The sequence below is a fragment of the Nonomuraea sp. NPDC005730 genome (genome assembly GCF_040630865.1).
Classification (GTDB): domain Bacteria; phylum Actinomycetota; class Actinomycetes; order Streptosporangiales; family Streptosporangiaceae; genus Nonomuraea.
In genome coordinates, this window is record NZ_JBEXYK010000009.1 from 62414 (window position 1) to 83076 (window position 20663).

General features: G+C 72.1%; 25 protein-coding genes and 1 pseudogene. 15 read left to right on the forward strand and 11 right to left on the reverse strand.

Going from position 1 to position 20663, the window contains the following annotated elements; all coding sequences use genetic code 11:
- Positions 1-19: 19 nt before the first annotated feature.
- From ABZ444_RS14490 to ABZ444_RS14505, 4 genes are all read left to right on the forward strand, one after another.
- Positions 20-712, forward strand: coding sequence for a TetR/AcrR family transcriptional regulator (locus ABZ444_RS14490; protein WP_357995780.1), 693 nt, complete (start codon positions 20-22; stop codon positions 710-712).
- A gap of 71 nt (positions 713-783) precedes the next feature.
- The gene (locus ABZ444_RS14495; protein ID WP_357995783.1) at positions 784-1920 is read left to right on the forward strand and encodes an MFS transporter; all 1137 of its coding nucleotides are present in this window, start codon (positions 784-786) and stop codon (positions 1918-1920) included.
- Between the two features lie 39 nt (positions 1921-1959).
- On the forward strand, positions 1960-2118 hold the full coding sequence (locus ABZ444_RS14500) for a hypothetical protein (protein ID WP_357995786.1): 159 nt from the start codon (positions 1960-1962) through the stop codon (positions 2116-2118).
- Positions 2119-2123: 5 nt separating this feature from the next.
- Entirely contained in the window at positions 2124-2678 is a 555-nt protein-coding gene (locus ABZ444_RS14505) for a GNAT family N-acetyltransferase (RefSeq protein WP_357996220.1), read from the forward strand.
- 203 nt (positions 2679-2881) lie between these two features.
- Here the strand turns inward: ABZ444_RS14505 and ABZ444_RS14510 are convergent, their stop codons facing one another.
- Both ABZ444_RS14510 and ABZ444_RS14515 read right to left on the reverse strand, forming a co-directional pair.
- Entirely contained in the window at positions 2882-3694 is an 813-nt protein-coding gene (locus ABZ444_RS14510) for a helix-turn-helix domain-containing protein (protein ID WP_357995789.1), read from the reverse strand.
- A 70-nt stretch (positions 3695-3764) separates the two neighbouring features.
- A complete protein-coding gene (locus tag ABZ444_RS14515; protein WP_357995792.1) occupies positions 3765-4724 on the reverse strand; it encodes an alpha/beta hydrolase in 960 nt (319 codons plus the stop codon).
- Between the two features lie 79 nt (positions 4725-4803).
- On the opposite strand from ABZ444_RS14515, the gene ABZ444_RS14520 reads away from it, so the two are divergent.
- Both ABZ444_RS14520 and ABZ444_RS14525 read left to right on the forward strand, forming a co-directional pair.
- Positions 4804-5508 (forward strand): polymer-forming cytoskeletal protein, encoded by a 705-nt coding sequence (locus ABZ444_RS14520; RefSeq protein ID WP_357995795.1) that lies wholly within the window; start codon positions 4804-4806, stop codon positions 5506-5508.
- A 141-nt stretch (positions 5509-5649) separates the two neighbouring features.
- On the forward strand, positions 5650-7350 hold the full coding sequence (locus ABZ444_RS14525; protein ID WP_357995798.1) for a C39 family peptidase: 1701 nt from the start codon (positions 5650-5652) through the stop codon (positions 7348-7350).
- 52 nt (positions 7351-7402) lie between these two features.
- Here the strand turns inward: ABZ444_RS14525 and ABZ444_RS14530 are convergent, their stop codons facing one another.
- Entirely contained in the window at positions 7403-7537 is a 135-nt protein-coding gene (locus ABZ444_RS14530) for a hypothetical protein (RefSeq protein WP_357995801.1), read from the reverse strand.
- 305 nt (positions 7538-7842) lie between these two features.
- On the opposite strand from ABZ444_RS14530, the gene ABZ444_RS14535 reads away from it, so the two are divergent.
- Entirely contained in the window at positions 7843-8652 is an 810-nt protein-coding gene (locus ABZ444_RS14535) for an endonuclease/exonuclease/phosphatase family protein (protein WP_357995804.1), read from the forward strand.
- 107 nt (positions 8653-8759) lie between these two features.
- Here ABZ444_RS14535 and ABZ444_RS14540 read toward each other — a convergent pair.
- A pseudogene (locus ABZ444_RS14540) lies at positions 8760-9397 on the reverse strand (transposase family protein); the annotation flags it as partial.
- 107 nt (positions 9398-9504) lie between these two features.
- Entirely contained in the window at positions 9505-9984 is a 480-nt protein-coding gene (locus tag ABZ444_RS14545) for a hypothetical protein (protein WP_357995807.1), read from the reverse strand.
- A 142-nt stretch (positions 9985-10126) separates the two neighbouring features.
- Between ABZ444_RS14545 and ABZ444_RS14550 the strand changes: the two genes are divergently transcribed.
- Positions 10127-11293, forward strand: coding sequence for a DUF3500 domain-containing protein (locus ABZ444_RS14550; protein ID WP_357995810.1), 1167 nt, complete (start codon positions 10127-10129; stop codon positions 11291-11293).
- 25 nt (positions 11294-11318) lie between these two features.
- Here ABZ444_RS14550 and ABZ444_RS14555 read toward each other — a convergent pair whose 3' ends face one another.
- On the reverse strand, positions 11319-11513 hold the full coding sequence (locus tag ABZ444_RS14555; protein ID WP_357995813.1) for a hypothetical protein: 195 nt from the start codon (positions 11511-11513) through the stop codon (positions 11319-11321).
- Positions 11514-11821: 308 nt separating this feature from the next.
- Here ABZ444_RS14555 and ABZ444_RS14560 point away from each other — a divergent pair, with 308 nt between their 5' ends.
- The 4 genes from ABZ444_RS14560 (at position 11822) to ABZ444_RS14575 (ending at position 15136) form a co-directional block, all read left to right on the forward strand.
- Positions 11822-12367, forward strand: a complete 546-nt coding sequence (locus ABZ444_RS14560; RefSeq protein ID WP_357995816.1) for a cysteine hydrolase — start codon at positions 11822-11824, stop codon at positions 12365-12367.
- Positions 12355-13149 (forward strand): GntR family transcriptional regulator, encoded by a 795-nt coding sequence (locus ABZ444_RS14565; protein WP_357995819.1) that lies wholly within the window; start codon positions 12355-12357, stop codon positions 13147-13149. The genes ABZ444_RS14560 and ABZ444_RS14565 overlap by 13 nt, the downstream gene beginning before the upstream one ends.
- An 89-nt stretch (positions 13150-13238) precedes the next feature.
- Positions 13239-13829 carry a helix-turn-helix domain-containing protein gene (locus tag ABZ444_RS14570; RefSeq protein ID WP_357995822.1) on the forward strand — a complete coding sequence of 197 codons (591 nt, stop codon included), beginning with the start codon at positions 13239-13241 and terminating at the stop codon, positions 13827-13829.
- Positions 13829-15136: an MFS transporter gene (locus ABZ444_RS14575; RefSeq protein ID WP_357995825.1), complete on the forward strand. Its 1308-nt coding sequence runs from the start codon at positions 13829-13831 to the stop codon at positions 15134-15136. The genes ABZ444_RS14570 and ABZ444_RS14575 overlap by 1 nt, the downstream gene beginning before the upstream one ends.
- On the opposite strand, the gene ABZ444_RS14580 is transcribed toward ABZ444_RS14575, so the two are convergent.
- Complete coding sequence (locus ABZ444_RS14580; RefSeq protein ID WP_352330784.1) at positions 15114-15434, reverse strand: multidrug efflux SMR transporter; 321 nt, start codon at positions 15432-15434, stop codon at positions 15114-15116. The genes ABZ444_RS14575 and ABZ444_RS14580 overlap by 23 nt on opposite strands.
- Before the next feature lie 33 nt (positions 15435-15467).
- Complete coding sequence (locus tag ABZ444_RS14585) at positions 15468-15842, reverse strand: multidrug efflux SMR transporter (protein WP_357995829.1); 375 nt, start codon at positions 15840-15842, stop codon at positions 15468-15470.
- A gap of 130 nt (positions 15843-15972) precedes the next feature.
- Here ABZ444_RS14585 and ABZ444_RS14590 point away from each other — a divergent pair, with 130 nt between their 5' ends.
- Complete coding sequence (locus tag ABZ444_RS14590) at positions 15973-16437, forward strand: MarR family transcriptional regulator (protein WP_357995832.1); 465 nt, start codon at positions 15973-15975, stop codon at positions 16435-16437.
- 38 nt (positions 16438-16475) lie between these two features.
- Entirely contained in the window at positions 16476-17381 is a 906-nt protein-coding gene (locus tag ABZ444_RS14595) for an NADP-dependent oxidoreductase (RefSeq protein WP_357995835.1), read from the forward strand.
- Between the two features lie 11 nt (positions 17382-17392).
- On the opposite strand, the gene ABZ444_RS14600 is transcribed toward ABZ444_RS14595, so the two are convergent.
- On the reverse strand, positions 17393-18235 hold the full coding sequence (locus ABZ444_RS14600) for a LysR family transcriptional regulator (protein WP_357995838.1): 843 nt from the start codon (positions 18233-18235) through the stop codon (positions 17393-17395).
- Between the two features lie 73 nt (positions 18236-18308).
- Between ABZ444_RS14600 and ABZ444_RS14605 the strand changes: the two genes are divergently transcribed.
- The gene (locus ABZ444_RS14605) at positions 18309-19559 is read left to right on the forward strand and encodes an MFS transporter (RefSeq protein ID WP_357995841.1); all 1251 of its coding nucleotides are present in this window, start codon (positions 18309-18311) and stop codon (positions 19557-19559) included.
- Here the strand turns inward: ABZ444_RS14605 and ABZ444_RS14610 are convergent.
- Both ABZ444_RS14610 and ABZ444_RS14615 read right to left on the reverse strand, forming a co-directional pair.
- Positions 19498-20025 carry a DUF1062 domain-containing protein gene (locus tag ABZ444_RS14610; RefSeq protein ID WP_357995844.1) on the reverse strand — a complete coding sequence of 176 codons (528 nt, stop codon included), beginning with the start codon at positions 20023-20025 and terminating at the stop codon, positions 19498-19500. The two genes, ABZ444_RS14605 and ABZ444_RS14610, sit on opposite strands and share 62 nt — an antisense overlap.
- Before the next feature lie 167 nt (positions 20026-20192).
- Positions 20193-20567 (reverse strand): VOC family protein, encoded by a 375-nt coding sequence (locus tag ABZ444_RS14615; RefSeq protein WP_357995847.1) that lies wholly within the window; start codon positions 20565-20567, stop codon positions 20193-20195.
- Positions 20568-20663: the final 96 nt, after the last annotated feature.

Genomic DNA, 20663 nt, shown 5'->3' on the forward strand with positions numbered 1-20663 from the left:
GCAACACTACGATGTATCCATGACTGTGTGGGACCGCCCGGAGCCGCCGACCCGACCCGCGCCGCTCGACCGGCAGCGGATCGTCGACGCCGCCGTCGCGCTGGCCGACGAGGGCGGGCTGGAGGCGGTGTCGTTGCGCAAGGTCGCCGCCCGGCTCGACGTCGGCCCGATGCGGCTGTACGGATACATCTCCACCAAGGAGGAGCTGTTCGACCTCATGGTGGACGAGGTCCACGCCGAGATCCTCCCCGACGGGCGGCCCGGCGACTGGCGGGAGGCGTTGCGCGGCCACGCGGTCCGCACCAGGCAGGCCGCCCTCCGTCACGAATGGCTGGCCGACCTGCTCGGCGGCCGTCCGAGCCTGGGCCCGAACGCCCTCGCCGTGACCGAACGCACGCTGGCCGCCCTCGACGGCCACGCCGACCTCGACACCGTCATGCACGCCGTGCGGACCGTCGGCGCGTACATGACCGGCGCGATCAGGCGCGAGATCGCCGGCCTGCGGGCCGAGCGCGCCACGGGTCTGTCCAAGCTCGACTGGCAACGCGCCTACGGCCCGCACGTGAGCAGGATGCTGGCCACGGGCCGCTACCCCACCCTGGCCAAGTTCGTGCACGACGGCACGGAGGTGGACGCCGAGGAGTCCTTCGCGACCGGCCTGGAGTGGGTCCTCGACGCCGTGGCCGCCAGACTCGACCGGCCGCCGGCGTGACACCCCCCGGGCCACCTTCCGGGCCACCTTCAGTGCCCCCCGGGGGGTCGCCCGCGGCGGCGCGGCGGCGGATGTGGCCGCTGTACGCGGCCGGGTTCACCACCGCGTTCGGCGCGCACGGCATCGCCGCCAACCTCGGCGGGTTCTCCACGGACGCGGTCACCTCGCTGCTCGTCCTCGGCGCGCTGCTGGCCCTGTACGACGGCGCCGAGGTGCTGCTCAAGCCGCTGTTCGGCAGCCTCGCCGACCGCGTCGGCGCCCGTCCGGTGCTGGTGGGCGGGCTGGTGGCGTTCGCGATCGCCTCCGGCCTTTACGTCGTCGCCGACACCCCCGGCTGGTTGTGGGCCGCCCGCCTGGGCCAGGGAGCGGCGGCCTCGGCGTTCTCCCCGTCGGCCTCGGCGCTGGTGGCCAGGCTCAATCCGGCCGCCAAGCTCGGCCGGGCCTTCGGCGGCTACGGCTTCTGGAAGTCGATCGGCTACACCCTGGGCCCGCTGCTGGGCGGCGTGCTGGTGTGGGCGGGCGGCCTGCGGCTGCTGTTCGCGGTCCTGACCGTGCTGGGCGCGGCGGTCGCCGTATGGGCCGTGCTGGCCGTGCCCGCGGTGCCGCCGCTGCCCAAGGTCCGCCAGACGGTGCTGGACCTGGCGCGGCGCCTGGCCGATCCGGCCTTCCTCGCGCCGACCGCCGCCCTGGCCGGAGCCACCGCCGCGCTGTCGGTCGGTGTGGGCTTCCTGCCCGTGTCCGGCCGGGCCGCCGAGCTCGGCACGGTCGCGACCGGCGCGGCGGTGTCCGTCCTGGCGGCGTGCGCGGCGGTGGTCCAGCCCAGGGCCGGACGGGCCCTCGACGAAGAGCGGCTGTCGGCCCGTACCGGCCTGCTGGGCGGGCTGCTGGTCACCGCGGCGGGGCTGGCCTGCGCCATGCTGCCCGGCCTGGCCGGCATCCTGTCGGCCGCCGTGCTGATCGGGGCCGGGACGGGGCTCATCACCCCGCTCGGGTTCGCCGCCCTCGCCGCCCGCACCCCCGCCGAACGTATGGGCCAGACCATGGGCGCCGCCGAACTCGGCCGGGAGCTGGGCGACGCCGGCGGCCCGCTGCTCGTGGCCGGCGTCGCCACCCTGGCCTCCCTCACCTACGGTTACGCCGCCCTCGCGCTCCTGCTCGCCGCCGGCCCGCTCGTCGCCCTGGCCCTTCACCGCTCCCGCACACCCTGAAGACCCCCCGAAAGACCGCCACGACACCGAGGCGGTCCGGTGCTCACCGGGGCACGGGTGGTCGCCGGTGCCGGCCTGGTGCTCGCGCTCAGCGCCGTCCTGGGCGCGTACGCGGCGTTCGCGACGTGGCGGGCCCTGCGCCGCCGGGCCGCGCCGGGACCGCCCGCGCCGCCCGGGTCTGGCATCATCGCCGGGTGATCCCCATGACGACCGACCGGCTGCTCCTGCGTCTACCGGACGACGACGACCTCGTTTCCTTCACCGCCATGAACGCCGATCCCGAGGTCATGCGGTACATCGGCGACGGTTCCGTCCTGCCGCCGGACCGGGACCGCGCGGCGGCGTGGATCGCGCGCGCCCGCCGGGAATGGCAGGAACGCGGCCACGGCCCGCTCTCCGTCGTCGTGCGCGAGACCGGGTTGACGGCCGGCTGGGTCGCCCTGACGGTGCCCGCGTTCCTCCCCGAGATCCTCCCCGCCGTGGAGATCGGCTGGCGGCTCGGACGACCGCACTGGGGCAACGGCTACGCCACCGAGGCGGCCGGAAGGTTGCTGCGGTTCGGGTTCGCCGAGTGCGGCCTCGACCGGATCGTCAGCATCCGTCACGTGGACAACCAGCGGTCCCGCCGGGTGATGGACAAACTCGGCCTGCGGTTCGCGTTCGAGACGGTGGTTCCGGGCCACGGGCGGCCGGTCGCCGTGCACGAGATCACCAGAGCCGCCCACGACGACCCGGCGCCTCACCCGCGCCTGCCGTAGAGGAAGAGCACGAGCGGCCCGCACACCGCGGCGCCCCCCGCCAGACCGACAGCGAGCGGAACCGGTCGACGGCCCCCACGACGTCGTGCCGCCGCGCCTCGAACGTCATCCGGCGCGGCCAGGACACCGGCGACTTCGACCGGTCGCCCCCGCCGCCTGGCCGGCCGCCGCCGTCGTCGGGCTCCAGCACGCCGGCGGCCGCCTCACCGTCCGGACGGCCAGGCGACGTCGTCCACCGCGAGGAACGGCGAGAGCGCGACCGCGGCCGGCGTCACCCCCGCGAAGGTCATGACGTCCCTGTGCAGGTGCGACTGGTCGGCGTAACCGCTCTCGGCCGCCACCAGGGCGGCCCGCTCACCGGCGGCGAGACGGTGGGCCGCGTGGTCGAAGCGGATGAGCCGGGCGACCCGCTTGGGCGTGAGGCCGACCTGGGCCCGGAACCGGGACCACAGGCGCTTGCGGCTCCAGCCGGCCTCGGCGGCGAGCCGCTCGACGGGCACCCGCCCGCCGCTGGCCGCCATCCGCCGCCACGAGAAGGCGACCTCCGGATCGGCGGGCCTGCCCTCGTCGGCCCGCCTGGCCAGCGCGTCCCGCGCGATCGCGAACCGGTCCTCCCACGACCGGGCGGCCCGCAGCCGCTCCTGGACGCGTTCTGCCTCGCGCCCCCAGAGGTCGTCGAGCGCGACCACCGTGCCGCTCAGCTCGGCGGACGCGCCCAGGACGGCGTGCGCCGCCATCGGCGACAACCGGATCTGCAGGCACTCCATCCGGCGGGTCAGCCCGCTCCCCCGCACCTGCCGGGGCGCGAGGCCGGCGACGACACGTCCGAGCCGGCGCGAGCCGCGGTCGTCCTCGATGACGAACGGCTCGTCGCCGAGGTCGAAGAGCAGGGTGACCGAGGGGTGCGGGACCAGGGCGAGGTCGCGGAACTCGTTGGCCCGGTCGCTGAACCCCGCCATGACGACCCCGGGCAGGCCGCCGGGCCGCGACGGGACGGTGATCTCCCATCCGGGCATATGACCGCGAACCGGCGCAACTGACCGCACCCCGACATCGTACGAGCCCCGCGCGCGAGGCGGTGGACGGTCACCGGAAGGCCCGGCGCAGTGCGGAGACGCGGTTCGCGACGGCGCGGCGGGTGATCTCGGCGTCCGGGACCAGCTTCTCCGAGCCGTGGAAGACGCCGGGGTAGACCTGGAGCTCGGTCGGCACGCCGGCCTGGGCCAGGCGCATGGCGTACAGGATGGCCTCGTCGCGGAAGACCTCCAGCTCGCCGACGTCCACCAGGGCCGGTGGCAGGCCGGACAGGTCCTGCGCGCGGGCGGGGGCGGCGTGGCCGCCGACGGAGCCGGTGGCGCGGCGGTCGCCGAGCAGCGCCGTCCACGACTCGACGATGTAGGCCCGGTCGATCACGAGGACGTCCTCGTACTGGGTCATGGACGGAGTGCCGGCCCGGTCGTCCAGCATGGGCGAGCTCAGCGCCTGGAACACCGGGGAGGGGCCGCGCCTGTCCCTGGACAGCAGGGTCACCCCGGCCGCCAGGCACGCGCCCGCGCTCGCGCCGCCGATCGCGATCCTGGCGGGATCGACGCCGGGCCCGGCGGCGGCGACCCACACCAGCCCGGCGTAGCAGTCCTCGACGGGGGCGGGGTCGGGGTGTTCCGGGGCGAGGCGGTAGTCCGGGGAGACGACCACGCACCGCAGCTCGCGGACGAACCGGGCGGCCACGCGGTCGTCCTGCTCCGGCTGGCCCAACGTCATGCCGCCGCCGTGGATCCAGTAGACACAGGGCAGCGGCCCGTCCGGCTCACCGGCCGGGCGGTGCACCCGTAACCGCAGCTCAGGGCCGCCCGGGGGCCCCGGCACCCACACGTCCTCGATCGTGACCGCCGGGTCGGGCACGAGGGCGGCCCGCCGCGCCGCGGCCATGCGCGCCCGCACCCGCGCCAGCTCTTCGAGGCTGTAACCGCGGGCACCGGTCTCGGGCAGGTCGAGGTGGACGAGCGCGGCGGCGAGCTCGGGGTCGAGGTTCTGGAACATCTTCATGGACGGTCTCCTCTCCCCTGCTCCGAGCCGGGACCGCGCCCGGCGGATACCACCCGGCTTCGTTGCTAGGGTCACGCGCATGCGATCGACATATCTCGCCTGGGACGATGCGGTGGACCTGTTCGAGCGGCGCGGCCTGCCGAAGGAGACGTACGGGAACCTGTACGCGGAGGAGTACATCCTCGTGCCCGGTCCCGCCACGGTGACCGGCGAACTCCCCCTCGACGAGCACGAGCGCACGCCTTGGCAGGAGGGCACGCCCGACGCCGCGACCGGCTACATCGTGGACGGCGACCTGGTCGTCGACGGCAACGTCACCGACGTGGACGACGGCTCCGCCGCGCTGATCGTCCTGGGCGACCTGCGGGCACGGAACGTCTACCTGGCCGGTGACGCCAAGCTGGTCGTGCGCGGCCACGTGACGGCCGAGACGTTCGTCGGCGACATGACCGACAAGCTGGTGATGATCCATGGCGACCTGCGCACCACCGTCTCGATCTTCTGGAACGAGTTCTGCCCCGACCTGGTCGCCGGCACCCTGCACGGCAGGGCCCTCACGCCGGCCTACCTCGACCTGTCCGGCGCCGCCGTCGGCGCCCTGGCCGACCCGACGCCCGAGGTCCCGCTCAGTGACCTCCTCGTGCCCGAACTGCTGGTCAGCGGCGCCCCCGGCCCCGACGACCTGCCCGAGATCGGCGTCCGCGGGGACGTACTGCGCGACCGCCTGCTGTCCGGCCTGCCCCTCACGACCGCAGGATGGGCCCCGGACGCCGATCGCGCATGACAGGTGTTTCCACCACACCGGCCATGTCCCCCGAACCACCCACGACCACTGATCACGGTCAGACATTTTGACGACGTGCCTTCGACGGGGGCCGCGGTTCACGCTTTGGGAGCGAATTCCGCGATCTACCGAAGGACGGTCATGTCACTCCAGCTCAGGAAATGCCGGAAATCACTCCTGGCGGCGGCCGCCGTCACCGCGCTGACCGCGGTGACGGCGCTGACCGGCGCCACCGCCGCGCACGCCGCCGCCACCGATCAGAACGTCAGCACCTTACGAACGGGTGACGGGTTCGACGTGCTGATCGGCGGCCAGGCCCGCGTCCACCTCGCGCAACCGGAGAGGTCGGACGGCGTCGTGACCGCCGCCGGCCCCGGCCACGTCGCCGTCATCCCCGACCACGACGGCTCCCGCGGCAGCCGCCTGATGACCTACGACACCCGCACCGGGCGCACCCGCACCCTCGTCCGGGGCGAGGTCGTCTCCGCCGCCTTCTCCCCGGACGGCACCCGGCTCGCGTACACGGTCGCCGGGCAGGCCGGCGCCGACCTGTACGCGGGCTCCGCCGAGGCGCCCGGACGCCGGATCGCCGCGATCCCGGGCGCCCGTGTCGAGGTGGTGGGCCTGTCGGGCGACGCGAGCGCGGCGTTCGTGGCCGCCTACCCCGACGCCCGCGACGACCGGCGGTACGCGGCGAGCCTGCTGCGCGTCGCCCTCGCCGACGGCTCGGTGACGCCGCTCATCGCGAGCGACCCCGCCCACGGCCAGGTCTACGCCGACTTCCGCCTGGTGAACGGCGAGCGTCAGCTCGTCAGCTTCATCCGGCGGTCCGGGCCGTACCTGTGCTCGGGACGCTCCGAACTCGGGCTCGCCGACCTCGACGGCCGGACCGTGGCCACGTACGGCGCGAGCTCCGGGACGGCCTACCGCGAGGCGGTGTGGAGCGGGGACGGCGACCGCCTCGCCTACGCCGCCCAGCCGTGCGCGTCCCAGTCGAAGGCCGCGGCCGACCCGGCGGCGACGGCCGCCCGTACGCGCGAGGAGTCGGGCACCTTCGTGGCCCGGGTGTCGGGCGGCGCGCCCGTACGCGTGGTCAGCGGGGTGACGTCGGAGTTCGGGATCGACGGGTTCGACGGCGACCGGGTGCGGCTGGCCTCGGCCCGGCTCGGGGAGCGCACCGTCGGGGCGGACGCGGTGGCCCGCGGCGTGGCGCAGCCGCTCGCGGCGGCGAGCCTGGACGGCGTGTCCCGCTCGCCGGCCGGCGGCCGGACGAACCGCGCCGTGCACATCAACCAGATCTACGACACACGGGACGAGTTCGACGGGCGCGGCTCGTGCGGCCCGACCACCGCCGTCATGACGCTGGCCGGCTACCAGCTGGGCGAACGGGGCCTGTGGGTGAACTACGGCGGACGCCACTACTCGCCCTACGGCCTCTACATAACCGACCAGTACGACTACAACGGCTCGACGTTCTCCTGGACCGCGCCCGACTACTCCGGCAACGGCTCGTGGAAGGGAGCGCACGGCGCGATCTACGACCCGCAGTACGGCGCGGTCTGGGCGGACATGTTCGGATACATGAACCGGCACACCGGCTGGACCAAGCAGAGCGGCTGGAACCCGGACTTCGTCCGGAACCAGATCGACATCGGCAACCTCGTCGCCGTGTCCGGTCAGATGACCTCCGCCGGGCACATCGTCCTGATCAAGGGCTACACCGATGACGGCAGGTGGGTCGTCAACGACCCGTACGGGCCGCACACGAACGGCGGGCCCGGCGGCGCCGACCAGGTGTACGACACCGCCTACCTGCGCCCCGTCCAGGTCTGGGGCAACTGACCCGGGCAGCCCGCGCGCCGGGGCCGAGGACACCGCCCCGGCCCCGGCGCGCTCACAGCCGCCTGTGCGGCAGGCACATCGCACCCGCCAGGACGACGAGGAACACGCCGATGACGCCGACCGCCCCGACCGGCGCGCCCGCGACCGCGCCGGGCAGCACCGCCCCCGCCGCCGCGGACGTCGCCATCTGCACTCCTACCCGGCGCCTGCAACGAGGGTGTTCAATGCCTTCCGGCTTGCACTCACGCGCCCTGGGCAACGTCCAGCCCATCAGCCCAACTGGCCCGGACCCCTAAGTGTGAACCTTGAGGCTTTTTCAACCTGATCGGGCTGATCAGCAGGAGAGAACCGGGACGGGTTGGCATGAGAAGAGGCTCTCGGCAGCTCGTACGCCCGGGTCTGACCCCATGAAGACCAATAGGCTGCTGGTTGCCAGATGTGCCGGTTGAGCGGTCTTTGACGGCTCGGATCATGTGTGGAGGGATCTCGGTGATGATGATCAGCCAGCTCGTGATCGCCGGGCTGTTGTTACCGAACCTGTCCGTACCGGCACAGCCCCCTCTCCTCCACGTGATGACGTGGAACGTCTGTGCGGGCACCAACGCCGGGTGCGCGCTCTTTCGCCGCTCGAACGCCGAGCTGGCCTGGCACGTGGCAGTGCTGGCGACCGAGGCGGACGTGGTCTTCCTCCAGGAGTTCTGCACGGGCGCCGACGCCGACCTGGAACACGAGCTCGAACGCCGTACCGGCCGGAATTGGAGCGTCCGGTCGGCCGGGCTGATGTACTCGGACGGCTCCCCGTACCAGTGCCTGCCCGACAGAAATGGCAGGCCGCGTGGGGTGCTGAGCGTCACCCTGGCCGTGGCCGGAGCGGACACCGGCCTCGTCGTGCACGCGCTGACCTCGCCGCCGTGGGGAGCCCGCAGGTACGCCGTCTGCACGGCCGACCGGGCGTTCTGCACCGCGCACTTCTCGTCGGGATCGAGCTACGACGACAGGCAGAAGGGCAGGCCCTACCGCCACATCCAGTTGCGCGAGCTGTTCAAGCTCGGCCGGGGTGTGATCGGCGGCGACCTCAACCTTGTGCCGCGCGACGCCGCCGCGGCCTACAAGGGCCGCGACGAATGTGACCCGCGCCGGCGCTGGACCTACGTGACCCGCAAGCGGAAGATTGATTACGTGTTCGCCGGCGAGGGCCGCGTACGGAAATGCTTCGTCGATTACGCCCGGAGCACGTGGTCTGATCACGTCCCGCTGCACGCCTGGGTGAGAGCAGGCTCAACGCCGCCTGCACCACGTTGAGCCGGCCCAGCACCAGGTTGTTCGTCATGCCCTACCAGCGAAGCGCGGATTTGCGCATCCACCTCACCGGCCAGGGACGAATGGGGATGCGCCCTCCCTGAGGCCTTTCATCCGTGGGTGAGCTCGTAGTTCTGCAGGACGGCGATCGCCTTGCATGCTGTCCTGCCTTGTGCGGGCAGCAGCGAAGCTTGCGGAGGATGCGCCAGCCTTTGAGCCGGGCGTTGGCGCGTTCCCAGGGCCTGCAGAGCCGGGCGTGGGAGCGATTGGCCGCCTTTTGTGACAGGGGCTTGTCGTGGCCCTTGTACGGTGTGGCCATCGGGCCTTCGGCGCCTTGGTAGCCCTTGTCGGCCAGGGTCAGCATGCCAGCCTGCGCCAGCGCGCGGAGGACGGCCCAGATGCGAGCGGCGGTCAGGTCGTGGGTGCTGCCCGGCAGCGAGCCGGGGGTCCAGATGATCGTGCCGTCTGGAGAGGCGATGACCTGGATGTTCATCCCATGCATGCGGTGCTTGGCCGAGTAGTACGGCCGGTCGGCGCGCACGCGGTCGATGGGGATGAGCGTGCCGTCCAGCACCAGGTAGTGCAGGCCGTCTCGCGCGGCGTTGCGTAAGGCGCGGTCAAGCTTGGGGGCGCGGGCGCGCAGCAGGGCTACGGTCTCTTCCACGTACCGCCAGGCGGTGGCCACCGATACGCCGAACCCAGAGGCGAGCTCGTTGTACGTCTCGCCTTTGTGCAGGTAGATCAGGAGCCCCTGGTGGTGACGGCGTTGATTGTGGTGATCCACCCGTCTACCAGGGGTTCTTCGCGTCATCAGGCGAACGCCGAACTCGCGATCATGCTGTGATCAGGCAGCAGTTACTTGATCAGGGGCCGAAGCAAACTTCGGCCCGAGTCCGGTGGGATCGTGGCGGCCACCGCCGCGTGGTCCTCAAGGATCTGCAGCAAATGAGGTAGCGGGACCATCTCGCGCTCGCGGTGCACGAACGGAGCGATGGCCTGCCAGGTTCGAACGACTCTGTCGTTGAGCGTCATCAGGTACCGGTCGTCGATGATGCCGAGCCGCTCCAGAATCACGAAGTTGTGCAGGAAGAAGGCGACGTCGTAAACGGCTTCCTGGGCTTCCATGGGAAGGCCGGAGATACCGAGCTCGGGGTCGTGTTCGGCTCCGAGCCGCTGAACGACATACCGATGGTGTTGATGGAACGTCGGCGACCGGAAGACGTCGAGCAAGGCCAGGTACGCCGGAACGTAGTTGGCGCGCCTCATGGATGACACCTGCTGGAAGGCGAAGTAGACCGAGCTCAGCAGCGCCAGGACGGACAAGCCGATCGCCACAACGTTGAGTATCACGTCCAACCCCCAGCCCGCGAACCCGTATGGCAGTAGAACGGAACCAGTGAGATGTTGGTTCCAAAGTCCTTGAGCAACGCCGCGTCTTCGAGGCTGGACCGCAGTTCCGGTGAGCGAGGGAGCCCGCATGGTCGGCGAGAACGTCCATTCCGTGCCTGACTCCATGACACATGCGCGCGAGAAGGCGGCGATCGCCATGACGGGTGCTGCCACCGCCTGGCTGAGCTCCCTGAACGACCGCCAGTTGGCCCTGGCCGCATGGGCTTCCCCCATGGATGCGGCAGCGGAGACGGAACGGCTGCGCTGGTTCTACACCCCCACGGATCACGGCGGACTCGCCATTCGTGAACAGGACGCCCGTCAGCAGAGCCTGGCCATGCAGTTGGTGGCCACCGGGCTGTCGACAGAAGGCTTCGCCATCGTCGCCACGGTGATGGGAATGGAGAACATCCTGGACCAGGTCGAGGGCTGGGGGTCCGCTCTGGGCCGCCGGCGCGGCCGGGATCCGGGTCAGTACTGGCTCAGGCTCTTCGGCAGGCCTGGCGACCGCGTCTGGGCGTGGCGGTTCGGAGGCCACCACATCTCACTGAACAATGTGATCATCGACGGTAAGGCCGTCGCTACCACGCCCTGTTTCATCGGCGCCGATCCGGCCAGGACCGAGTTGCTAGGAGGCTCTTTGCGGCCTCTTCAAGGGGTCGAGGAGGCAGCCCGTGAATTGTTACGGACACTCAGTGACAGCCAGTTTCGGCAGGCGCTTCTCCATACTTCCGCGGTGTCGGACATCGTCTCCGGCAACCGGCCGCAGGTGTGCCATGGCGACACGATGATTCATATGCAGGATTTGTGGAGAAGACCGTTCCCTGACCCCGCGCTGGACGAACTCGTCAACGAGATCGACCGCCAGGCGGAAACGAGCAGCGGATACACCGAAGCCGACCACGCACGCGTGGCGATCACCATTCCACCCCAAGGCGTCAGCGCCCGGGACCTGGACGCCGAACAACGTCACCTACTACGGCGCCTTCTCAGCCGCTACACCGGGCGTGCCCCTCACGACCTCGCTGCCGCGCACGACGCCCATCATGCCCTCGACTCCATGCTCGACCAGATCCATTTCGCCTGGGCGGGAAGCGCTGACGAGGGTGAACCGCACTATTACCGGGTTCAAGGCGCTGGCATCCTGGTTGAGTACAACCACACCCAGCGGAATGGCAACCATGCCCACTCGGTCTGGCGTGACCTGAAATCGGACTTCGGCTTGAGCGAACTGGCCGAATTCCAAGCTCTCTGAGCAGCTCCAAGCGCCTCACCCTCAGCTACTCGGTGAGTGGATGTCCTCCCGACAGAGAACTGGACACGACGTACCCCGCGACGCCGAACGGCACGACGAAACCCAGCGCCTCGACCGGCTGTCGGAGGTCGAGCCGTACCGACGGCCAGGTGATGCCGCCCACGTTGTCGGGCAGGGCGATGGAGACATGGGCCACATAGGCCAGGAAGATCAACGGCACGCGAAGGCCACCCTTCCGGGCTGCGCATCAGGAGCGGAGCGGGCGCAGCACGCGTCGGACGAGATCAGGGATCCGAGTCAGCGCGTGCCGGGACGACCGGGTGGGGCCGCACCGGCCGTCCCGGTGCCGGACAGTTCCTCCATGGCGGGTGACGTTAGCGCCACGATCCGCACGATTCCGGCGCGTCGGTGGACGGCCGGCCCCCGGCCCGGTTGCTGATATCTCAACTTCTGCCTACTGTGATCCCAGTTTGGCCGGATAGGGGCGCGGGCCGTCGCGCTCGCCGGAGACACTGGACGGAGCATGTCGTGACCACTGCACTCCTCATCGGCGACATCCAGCGGGGCATCACGGGCGGTTACCCGTTCGCCCGGCAGGTCGTGCCGCCGCTCACCGAACTGCTGCCCCGTGCCCGCGCGGCCGGCGTCCTGGTGGTGTTCGTGCACTTCGCCTTCCGCGCCAACGGGGCCGACGTGCCGCCCGGCAGCGCGCTGATGAAGTCGTTCTTCGAGGCCGGGGACACCTTCCACGAGGGGTCGGCCGGAACCGAGCTCGCCCTGCCGGTCGCCGAGGAGGACGTCGTCGTGCTGAAGCGCCGTGGCAGCGCCTTCGCCGGCACCGACCTCGACCTGGTGCTCCGCGCGCGGGGTGTCACCACTGTGGCGGTCGCCGGGGTCGCCACCAGCGCGATGGTGGCCGCGACCTGCTACGACGCGGCCGACCGCGGCTACCAGGTGACGGTGCTGAGCGACGGCTGCGGCGACGGCGATCCGGCGCTGCACGACTTCTTCGTCGACGCCGTCTTCCCGAGCCGGGGGTTCGAAGTGGTGTCGTGCGCGGAGTGGCAGGTTTGATCGCGGACGGGCGGGGGGCGTCCCGGCCGCTCCACCCCGTGACCGGCGCGATGGCGCACCTTCCCGCGTTGCTGCTGGTCGGCCAGGAGGACACCGGTCTCGACCGCACCGGCCAGGCGTACCGGGCGATCAGGCGCCAGATCATCGACCTGACGCTGCCGCCGGGCAGCAGCTTCAGCGAGGCGTCGCTCGCGCGGCAGTGGCAGATGAGCAAGACGCCGGTGCGGGAGGCCCTGGCCCGCCTGCGGCGCGACGGGCTCGTGGACGCGCTGCCGCGCGCCGGTTACGTCGTCAGCCCGATCACGCTCCAGGACACCGACGACCTGTGCGCGCTGCGCACGCTCCTGGCCGGCGAGAGCGCCGCCGCCGCCGCGCGCCGCGGCGTCGCGGGCCCGGCGCTGGAGCGGCTCGAAGAGCTGGCCGAGGTGCCCCTCGCGCTCGCGGCGGGCGAGGCCGACCTGGAGCAGTCGCTGCGTGCCGGGATCGAGTTCGAGGCCGTCATCGCCGACTCCAGCGGCAACAACCGCTACGCCAAGGCGATCGTCGGCGTGCTCGACGAGCTGGAGCGGGTGCTGCGGATGGCCGCGTTGATCGCACCGGAGGTGGCGAGCCCGCCCGGGGAACTGGCGGGCGTGCACGAGCGCCTGCGCGCCCGGGACGCGGGCGGCGCCCGCGAGGCCATGCGCGGCCGGTGCGAACGCGTGCGCCGCGACGTGCTCCGGGTCCTGACGAAGAGCGCCTCCGTCAGCCGGACCGGCATCGAGATGCCACCACCGGCGTAGGGGCCGCACGATCTCCGCGACCTTGATTGCAAACAGTTCTTCGCGAACAAGTCTTTGCGAAGAACTGTTTGCGGTCTAGGGTTCGAGGCATGACCGAACCCTCCGAGAGCGTGGTCGTCCTCGACGCCAAGGGCCTGCGGGCACTGGCCCACCCGGTACGGGTGCAACTCGTGGACCTGCTGCGCAAACACGGCCCGTCCACCGCCACCCGCCTGGCCGAACGCCTGGGGGTGAACTCGGGCACCGCCAGCTACCACCTGCGCAGGCTCGGCGCCGCCGGGTTCGTGGCGGAGGACACCGAGCGCGGCAACGCCCGCGAGCGCTGGTGGCGCTCGGTCCACCACGTCACCCGGCTCAGCGACGACGAGCTGGCGGAGCGGGAGCCCGAGGCGGTGCTGGCCTACATGCAGTCCATCGCCGCCCTGTACAGCCTGCGCACCCAGCGGACGCTGAACGAGCTGTCGACCATGCCGGCGGAGTGGCGGCGGGTGCTCGACCTCAGCTCCGTCGCGCTGCGGATCACCCCGGAGGAGGGGCGGCGGCTGCGCGAGGAGCTGACGGAGGTCGTCGACCGCTACCGCCGAGACACGCCCGGCCAGCCGGCGCCCGAAGGGGCCGCGCGGGTCTCGCTGATCACCCAGCTCCTGCCCGAGCTGCCCGAGTCGCCCGAGGACGCGTGATGGCGTCGCGCGAGTCGTTACGCCCGATGGCCGGCCTGCTCGCGGCCATGACGGTGTCGCTGACCGCGACGCGGGTGTCGGCCATCGCGTTGCCCTGGTTCGTCCTGACGACGACCGGGAGCCCGGCGCGGACCGGGATGGTGGCGTTCGCCGAGATGGCCCCGTACGTGCTGGTCAAGGCGCTGGCCGGGCCGCTGGCCGACCGGGTCGGGCCGCGCCGGATCTCCTGGGTCGGGGACGTGGTGAGCGCCGCGGCGGCCGGGGCGGTCGTCCTCCTGCACGCCCTGGACCGGCTGCCGCTGGGGGCTCTGCTCGCCCTCGTCGCGGTGGTCGGCGCGGCCCGCGGTCCGGGCGACCTCGCCAAGGAGATCATGATTCCCGAGGCGGCCGAGCGCGGACGGGTGCCGCTGGAACGCGCCACCGGGCTGATGGGCGTGACCGAGCGGCTGGCCCAGACGGTGGGGCCCGTTGCGGGCGGTGCGGTGGTGGCGCTGCTCGGACCGCTGGCCAGCCTCGGCATCAGCGTCACCTGTTTCGGGCTCGGCTCGGTGATCGTGGCGTGGGCGCTGCCGCGCGGCATGGGGCACCGCGCGCCGGCGCAGGAGGCGCAGGAGGCGGAGGAGAGGTACTGGCGGCGGTTCGGTCAGGGCTTCACGTTCCTGCGCGGCGAACCGCTGCTGCTGTCCGTGGTCGTCATGGTCGGCATCACGAACCTGCTCGACGCGGCCTTCAGTCAGGTGCTGGTGTTCGTGTGGGCCAGGGAGTCCGGTCACGGCGCCGCCGTGGTCGGCCTGAACAGCAGCGTGATGGGGTTGACGGCGGTCGGCGGCAGCCTGGTCGCGGCCGCCGTGGCGCACCGGATGCGACGCAGGCCCGTCTTCTTCGTGGCGTTCCTGCTCGCCGGGCCGCCCCGGTTCCTCGTCCTGGCGGTGGACGCGCCGGTGTGGGCCATGGTGGCGGTGTTCGCGGTGGGCGGGTTCGCCGGCGGGTTCCTCAACCCGATCCTCGGGGCGATCTCCTACGAGCGGGTGCCCCGGAGCCTGCTGGGCCGGGTGAACGCGCTGAAGGACTCTCTCGCCTGGGCCGGCATCCCGCTCGGCGGGCTGGTGGGCGGGGCGCTGGTGGCTGCCGCGGGGCTGACGCCGGTGCTGCTCGCCGGTGGGGCGGTCTACGCCCTCACCACGAGCCTGACGGGACTTCGGCCCGAGTGGCGGCAGATGGACCGGCTCCGCGGCCAGGGCCCGCCCGTCCCGCCGGCGCCACCCGCGCCGCCCGCGCCGCAGGTCAGACGCCTGCGGCGATCTTGAGGAGCACCACGCCGCCGATGATCGCGGCGAACGAGGCGAGCTTGGCCGGCGTGATCTTCTCCTTGTAGATCAGCGCGCCGAGGACGACCGTGCCGATCGAGCCGATGCCGGTCCAGATGGTGTAGCCGACGCCGACGTCCAGGGACTTCAGGGCCAGGCTCAGGGTGAAGATGCCGCCGGCGGCCGACAGCAGGGTGAAGACGGAGGGCCACAGCCGGGTGAAGCCCTGGGTGGCGTTGGTGCCGAGCGCGAAGCCGATCTCGAAGACGATCGCGATGGAGAGGTAGATCCAGGCCATGATGACGTTCCTTGGGCAGTGGTGGGCGGATGGTCAGACTGCGGCGGGCTCGGTGGTGGCGGGCTCGGCGGCGGCGGGCTTGGCGGCGGACAGGTGGTCGGCGAGCTTGAGCCCCAGCACACCGCCGATGATCAGGACGAAGGCCAGCCCCTTCCAGACGGTCAGCTCCTCCCCGAAGATCACCGAACCGAGCAGCACGGTGCCGACCGAGCCGATGCCCGTCCAGACGGTGTAGCCGACGCCGACGTCCAGGGTCTTCAGCGCCAGGCTCAGGAAGAAGATCCCGCCGGCCGCGGCGGCGGCGGTCAGCAGGGACGGCCACAACTGGGTGAAGCCCTCGGTGGCGTTGGTGGCCAGGGCGAAGACGACTTCGAAGACGGCGGCGATGAGCAGGTAGATCCAGGCCATCTCAGGTTCCTTCTTTATTTGCATGTACGTGCAAGCGGTTGGGCGACAGAGAGAAGCTTGCATGTGCATGTATGCTTTTGTCAATCCCGCGTCCGAGAGACCCGGGTCCTCAGAGAAGGAGGAGGCTCCCATGGCTCCGACGGCACCCAGCCCACGCCCGGCCCCGGCGCCCTCGGCGGTGTCCAGCTCCTGGAACGACGTCCTGCTGCTGCACGCCCGCGTGGAGAACGCTCTGGCCACCGCCCTCCAGCGGCGGCACGGCATCGGCCTGTCGGAGTACCGGGCGCTCGGCCATCTCGCCACCTCGGACGCCGGCGAGCTGCGCATGCAGGAGCTGGCCGACAGGATCGGGCTCAACCAGAGCTCCGTGACCCGGCTGGTGACCCGGCTGAACACGGCGGACCTCACGTACCGGGACCTGTGCCCGGACGACAAGCGCGGGGTCTACACCGTCATCACCGACGCGGGCCGGGCCCGCTACGCCGAGGCGAACGTCACCTACGAGGCGACGCTCAGGACCGCCCTGGAGGAAGCCGCGCAGGCCGACCCGCGACTGGCCGCGGCGCTGCCGGTCCTGGGGCTGCTCGACCGGTAACCGCCATCCCGTTTGTCGCGAATATCGAGGAGTTGAACATGCGTGCTGTGCGGATCACCCGCTTCGGCGGCCCGGACGTCCTGACGGTCGCCGAGGCGCCGCCGCCCCGGGCCCGGGACGGCGAGGTGCTGGTGAGGGTCGTCGCCTCGGCCCTGAACCCGGTTGACGACAAGACCCGTGAGGGAGCCATCGGAGATGGCGCCCCTCCGCTGCCGATGACCTTGGGATGGGAACTGGCCGGCATCGTCGTGGACAGCCGGGACGATGCGTTGCCCGTGGGTGAGCGGGTCTTCGGCATGTCCCATCAGCTCGGTACCGGCCGGGGGACGTGGGCCGACCTCGTGGCCATGCCGGTCGGTTCGCTGGCCGTCGCGCCGTCGGCGGTCAGCCTGGTGGAGGCGGCGACGCTGCCGTTGCCGGGGCTCACCGCGCTGCAGACGCTCGACTGGCTGGCCGTCCGGGCGGGCGAGCGGCTGCTGGTGGCGGGCGCGGCCGGCGCGGTGGGCGGGCTGGCCGTCCAGCTGGCGCGGGCGCGCGGCGCGCGAGTGGACGCGCTGGTCTCCAGACCGGCCCAGGTCGAGGTGGCCACCGAGCTGGGGGCCGACCGGGTCACGACCGACCCCGCCGCCCTTCCGGCGGGGGCCTACGACGCCGTCTTCGACACCTTCGGCGCCTTCGCCGTCGAGGCCGTGGCCGACGGAGGCCGCTACGCCTCCGTCGCCACCCAGGCCGGGCCGGTGCCCGACCTGTCTCATCGATCGGTCCGCACCACCGTCAACCAGGTGCGCGAGGACGGCCCCGGCCTCGCCGAGCTGGCCAAGGCCGTCGACGCGGGCCAGGTCAGGGCCCGGGTCGAGGCCCAGTACGGCCTGCAGGACGTACGAGCGGCCCACGAGCACTTCCGGCGCGGCCGGCTGAACGGCAAGATCGCCCTGGTGTTCTGAGACCGACGCGCTCAGATCATGCGTCGCAGCGCGGTCTCCACGGCGTCGATCAGCGGATCGCCCTCGGTCTGCGGATGCCGGGCCAGGCCGAGCTCGACGTCGGGCAGGGCGGGCAGGGCGTCCTGGTCGTAGCAGGCCATGTCCGGTTCGAGGTTGCCGGGCATGAGCGCGGCGACCCCGAGCCCGGCCCGCAGCGCCGCGAGCACGCCGGCCAGGCTGTTGCTCTCGAACACCGGCCGCCACCGCCGGCCGGTGCGGTCGAGCGTGTCCACCACCGACGTACGCCACGCGCACGTCCCGGTGAACAGCACCACCGGCAGCGGATCGGCGGCCGGGTCGACGCCCTGGCCGACCGCCCACACCAGCGGCCGCCGCACGGTCCAGCGCGGCGGCCCGGGAAGGTCGCTCGCCTCGTCGAGCACGAGCTGCACGCGGCCCGCGTGGTAGGCCTCCCGGGTCGTGACGCCGGAGAGGCTCAGCACCTCCAGCGTCGCGCCGGGGTGCAGCCGGGCCAGGTCGGCGAGGGCCTGCGGCAGCTGTGCCGCGGCCAGGTCCTCCAGCAGGCCGACGCCGCAGCGGCCGGTGAGCGCGCGCCCGGTCGCGGTGAGCGCCTGTGCGGAGAGCGACAGGATGCGCTCGGCGTAGGGCAGCAGCTCCTCCCCCGCCCGGGTCGGCGAGACGCCGGACGGCGACCGGTGGAGCAGCGGGCGGCCGACCGCGCTCTCCAGCTTGCGCAACTGCTGGCTGAGTGCGGGCTGGGTGTGCCCGAGCGCGGTCGCGGCGCGACTGATGCTGCCCGCCCGCACAGCCGTGACGAACGACCGCAGCAACGCCGTCTCCAGATCCTTGGCCATAAGCATTCATTATGGCGGTTCCAACGAAACAACGTCTTCCTATGGCCTCCGATGATGACCTAGCGTCGCCCGGGTGACCGGATACCGACAGGTTCTCGCCGTGCCGGGGATGGCGGCGCTGCTGGGCGTCTCGCTGCTCGCCCGTGCCGCGATCACCGCCGACGTGACCGCGCTGACCATGTACGTCGTGCTGAGCCTGGACCTGGGCTATGTGGCGGCGGGCGGCGTCGCGGCCGCCCTGACCGCCGGGGTGGCACTGAGCGGGCCGCTGCTGGGGCGCATGACGGACCGGCGGGGGCTGCGCACCGTGCTCACGATCACCGTCACCGCGCAGGTGGTGTTCTGGGCGAGCGTGCCCGCCCTGCCGTACGCGGTGCTGCTGGGCGCCTCCTTCGTGGCGGGGCTGCTGATGGTGCCGGTCGGGGCGGTGGCCCGGCAGGCGATCGCCGCCATGACGACGCCGGGTCAGCGGCGGGCCGCGTTCGCGCTGGAGTCGGTGCAGGGCGAGCTGGCGTACATGGTGGGGCCGCCGGTGGTGATCCTCTGCGCGGCGGAGCTGTCCCCCCAGGCGGTGGCGTGGGGGCTCGGAGCGGTGATCGCGGCCGGCGGGATCGGGGTCGCCCTGCTCGATCCGCCGCTGCGGGCCGAGGGCGAGGCGGAGACCGGTTCGCCCGGACGTCCGGCGCGCCGGGAGTGGCTGGACCGCCGCATGGTCGCCATGCTGGCGATGGGGTTCGGCGCCATGGTGCTGCTCAGCGGCATCGACCTCGCCATCGTGGCCACGCTCAAGGAGGCGGGCCAGGTGTCCCGGGCCGCCGCGGTCGTGGCCGTGTTCGGCGTGACCTCCGTCGCCGGCGGCCTGGTCTACGGCACGCTGCGCCGTCCGCTGCCGACGTGGCTGCTGCTCGGGCTGCTCGGGCTGCTGACGATCCCCGCCGGGCTGGCCCACGACTGGCGCTGGTTGTGCCTGGCCGTCGTCGGCGCCGGGCTGCTCACCGCGCCGACCCTGTCCACGGTGGCCGACGCGGTGAGCCGGCTGGCGCCGGCCGCTGTACGGGGCGAGGCCACGGGCCTGCAGGCGTCGGCGGCGAGCGCGGGCTTCGCGCTCGGATCGCCGATCGCCGGGCTGGCGATCGACGCCGCACTGCCAGGTGGCGGCTTCGCTGCCGCCGGGCTGGCCGGCCTCGCCGCGGCCCTCGTCGGACACCTGCTGTCCCGCGCCTGGCGGGCGGACGACCGCCCGCCGGGCCGACAGCTTCGACTCACATCAGAAGAAAGGAAAAGTCCTGTTTCGTCCTCCGATTCGGTGGGATGTCGATCTTGATTCGGCGGGCGACCTCGTCCCGGCCGACGCCCAGCCCGAGGCCGATCAGCCGTTCGGGACGCAGCGGGACGGGATCGTCGAAGGCGACCGTGATCCGGACGGGCCACGGACTCTCGGGGACGGGCGGCGCGTCGAGCTCCCAGCACCCGTCCCAGTCGAACGCGTACCGGTTCCGGCGGGCGGTCGACGGGTCGAGCAGGACCCGCGCGACGAGGGACGGCGAGTCGTCCGAGTACCCCGCCAGCAGGCCGGCGTCCAGTGAGCGGACCGGAACCCGGTCGTGGACGGTGAGCTTGCCGGTCCGGTCACAGGCCACGCAGTTGACCAGGAGCCAGACGTCGAGCAGCTTGCCGTTGGCGTTGACGCGGAACCGGCCGTCACCGACGGTGGCCCGCCCGGATGGGCAGGCCACGCAGCGCAGGACGAGCAGGGGCAGGCGGGTGCGCCGCACCACCCAGGGCAGCACGATATGAGGATGTGAAGACATGATCTCTCTGAAGACCTGACGAAGAGCACGGAAAACAGAGCCGACGGCGTCCGTCGGCGACCGATGCGCAGGAAGGTGTCAGGTCTAAAGAGCAGGCGGCGTCATGCGCGCGAAGTCCTCACGAAGGGGTGGTCAGGGGGCGGCGCTCAGCTCAGGCGGGCGCGCAGCAGGCAGAACTCGTTGCCCTCGGGATCGACCAGGACGTGCCACTGCTCCTCGCCGGTCTGGCCGACGTCGGCCGGGCGCGCCCCGATCTTGAGCAGGCGGTCGAGCTCGGCGGCCTGGTCGCGGTCGGTGGCGTTGACGTCGAAGTGCAGCCGCAGCGGGCCCGTCTTGGGCTCGGTGGTGGGGCTGAAGACCAGAGTGGGCTGCAACCCGCCGAACCCTTCCCGCGGGCCGATCTCCACCGAGCCGTCGTCCGGGGTGTCGAGCACGACGAAGTCGAGCACCTCGCACCAGAAGGCGGCCAGGCCGTGGGCGTCTTGGCAGGGGACGATCAGTTCGGAGATGCGGCAGGCCATGATCGGCACCCTACCGGTCGCCGGCCGCCCCTTTCCAATGTTTAACGGCCCCTCGGCGACGTGCGGCCCCGGCATCCGCGGCGATCACTTTGCAGT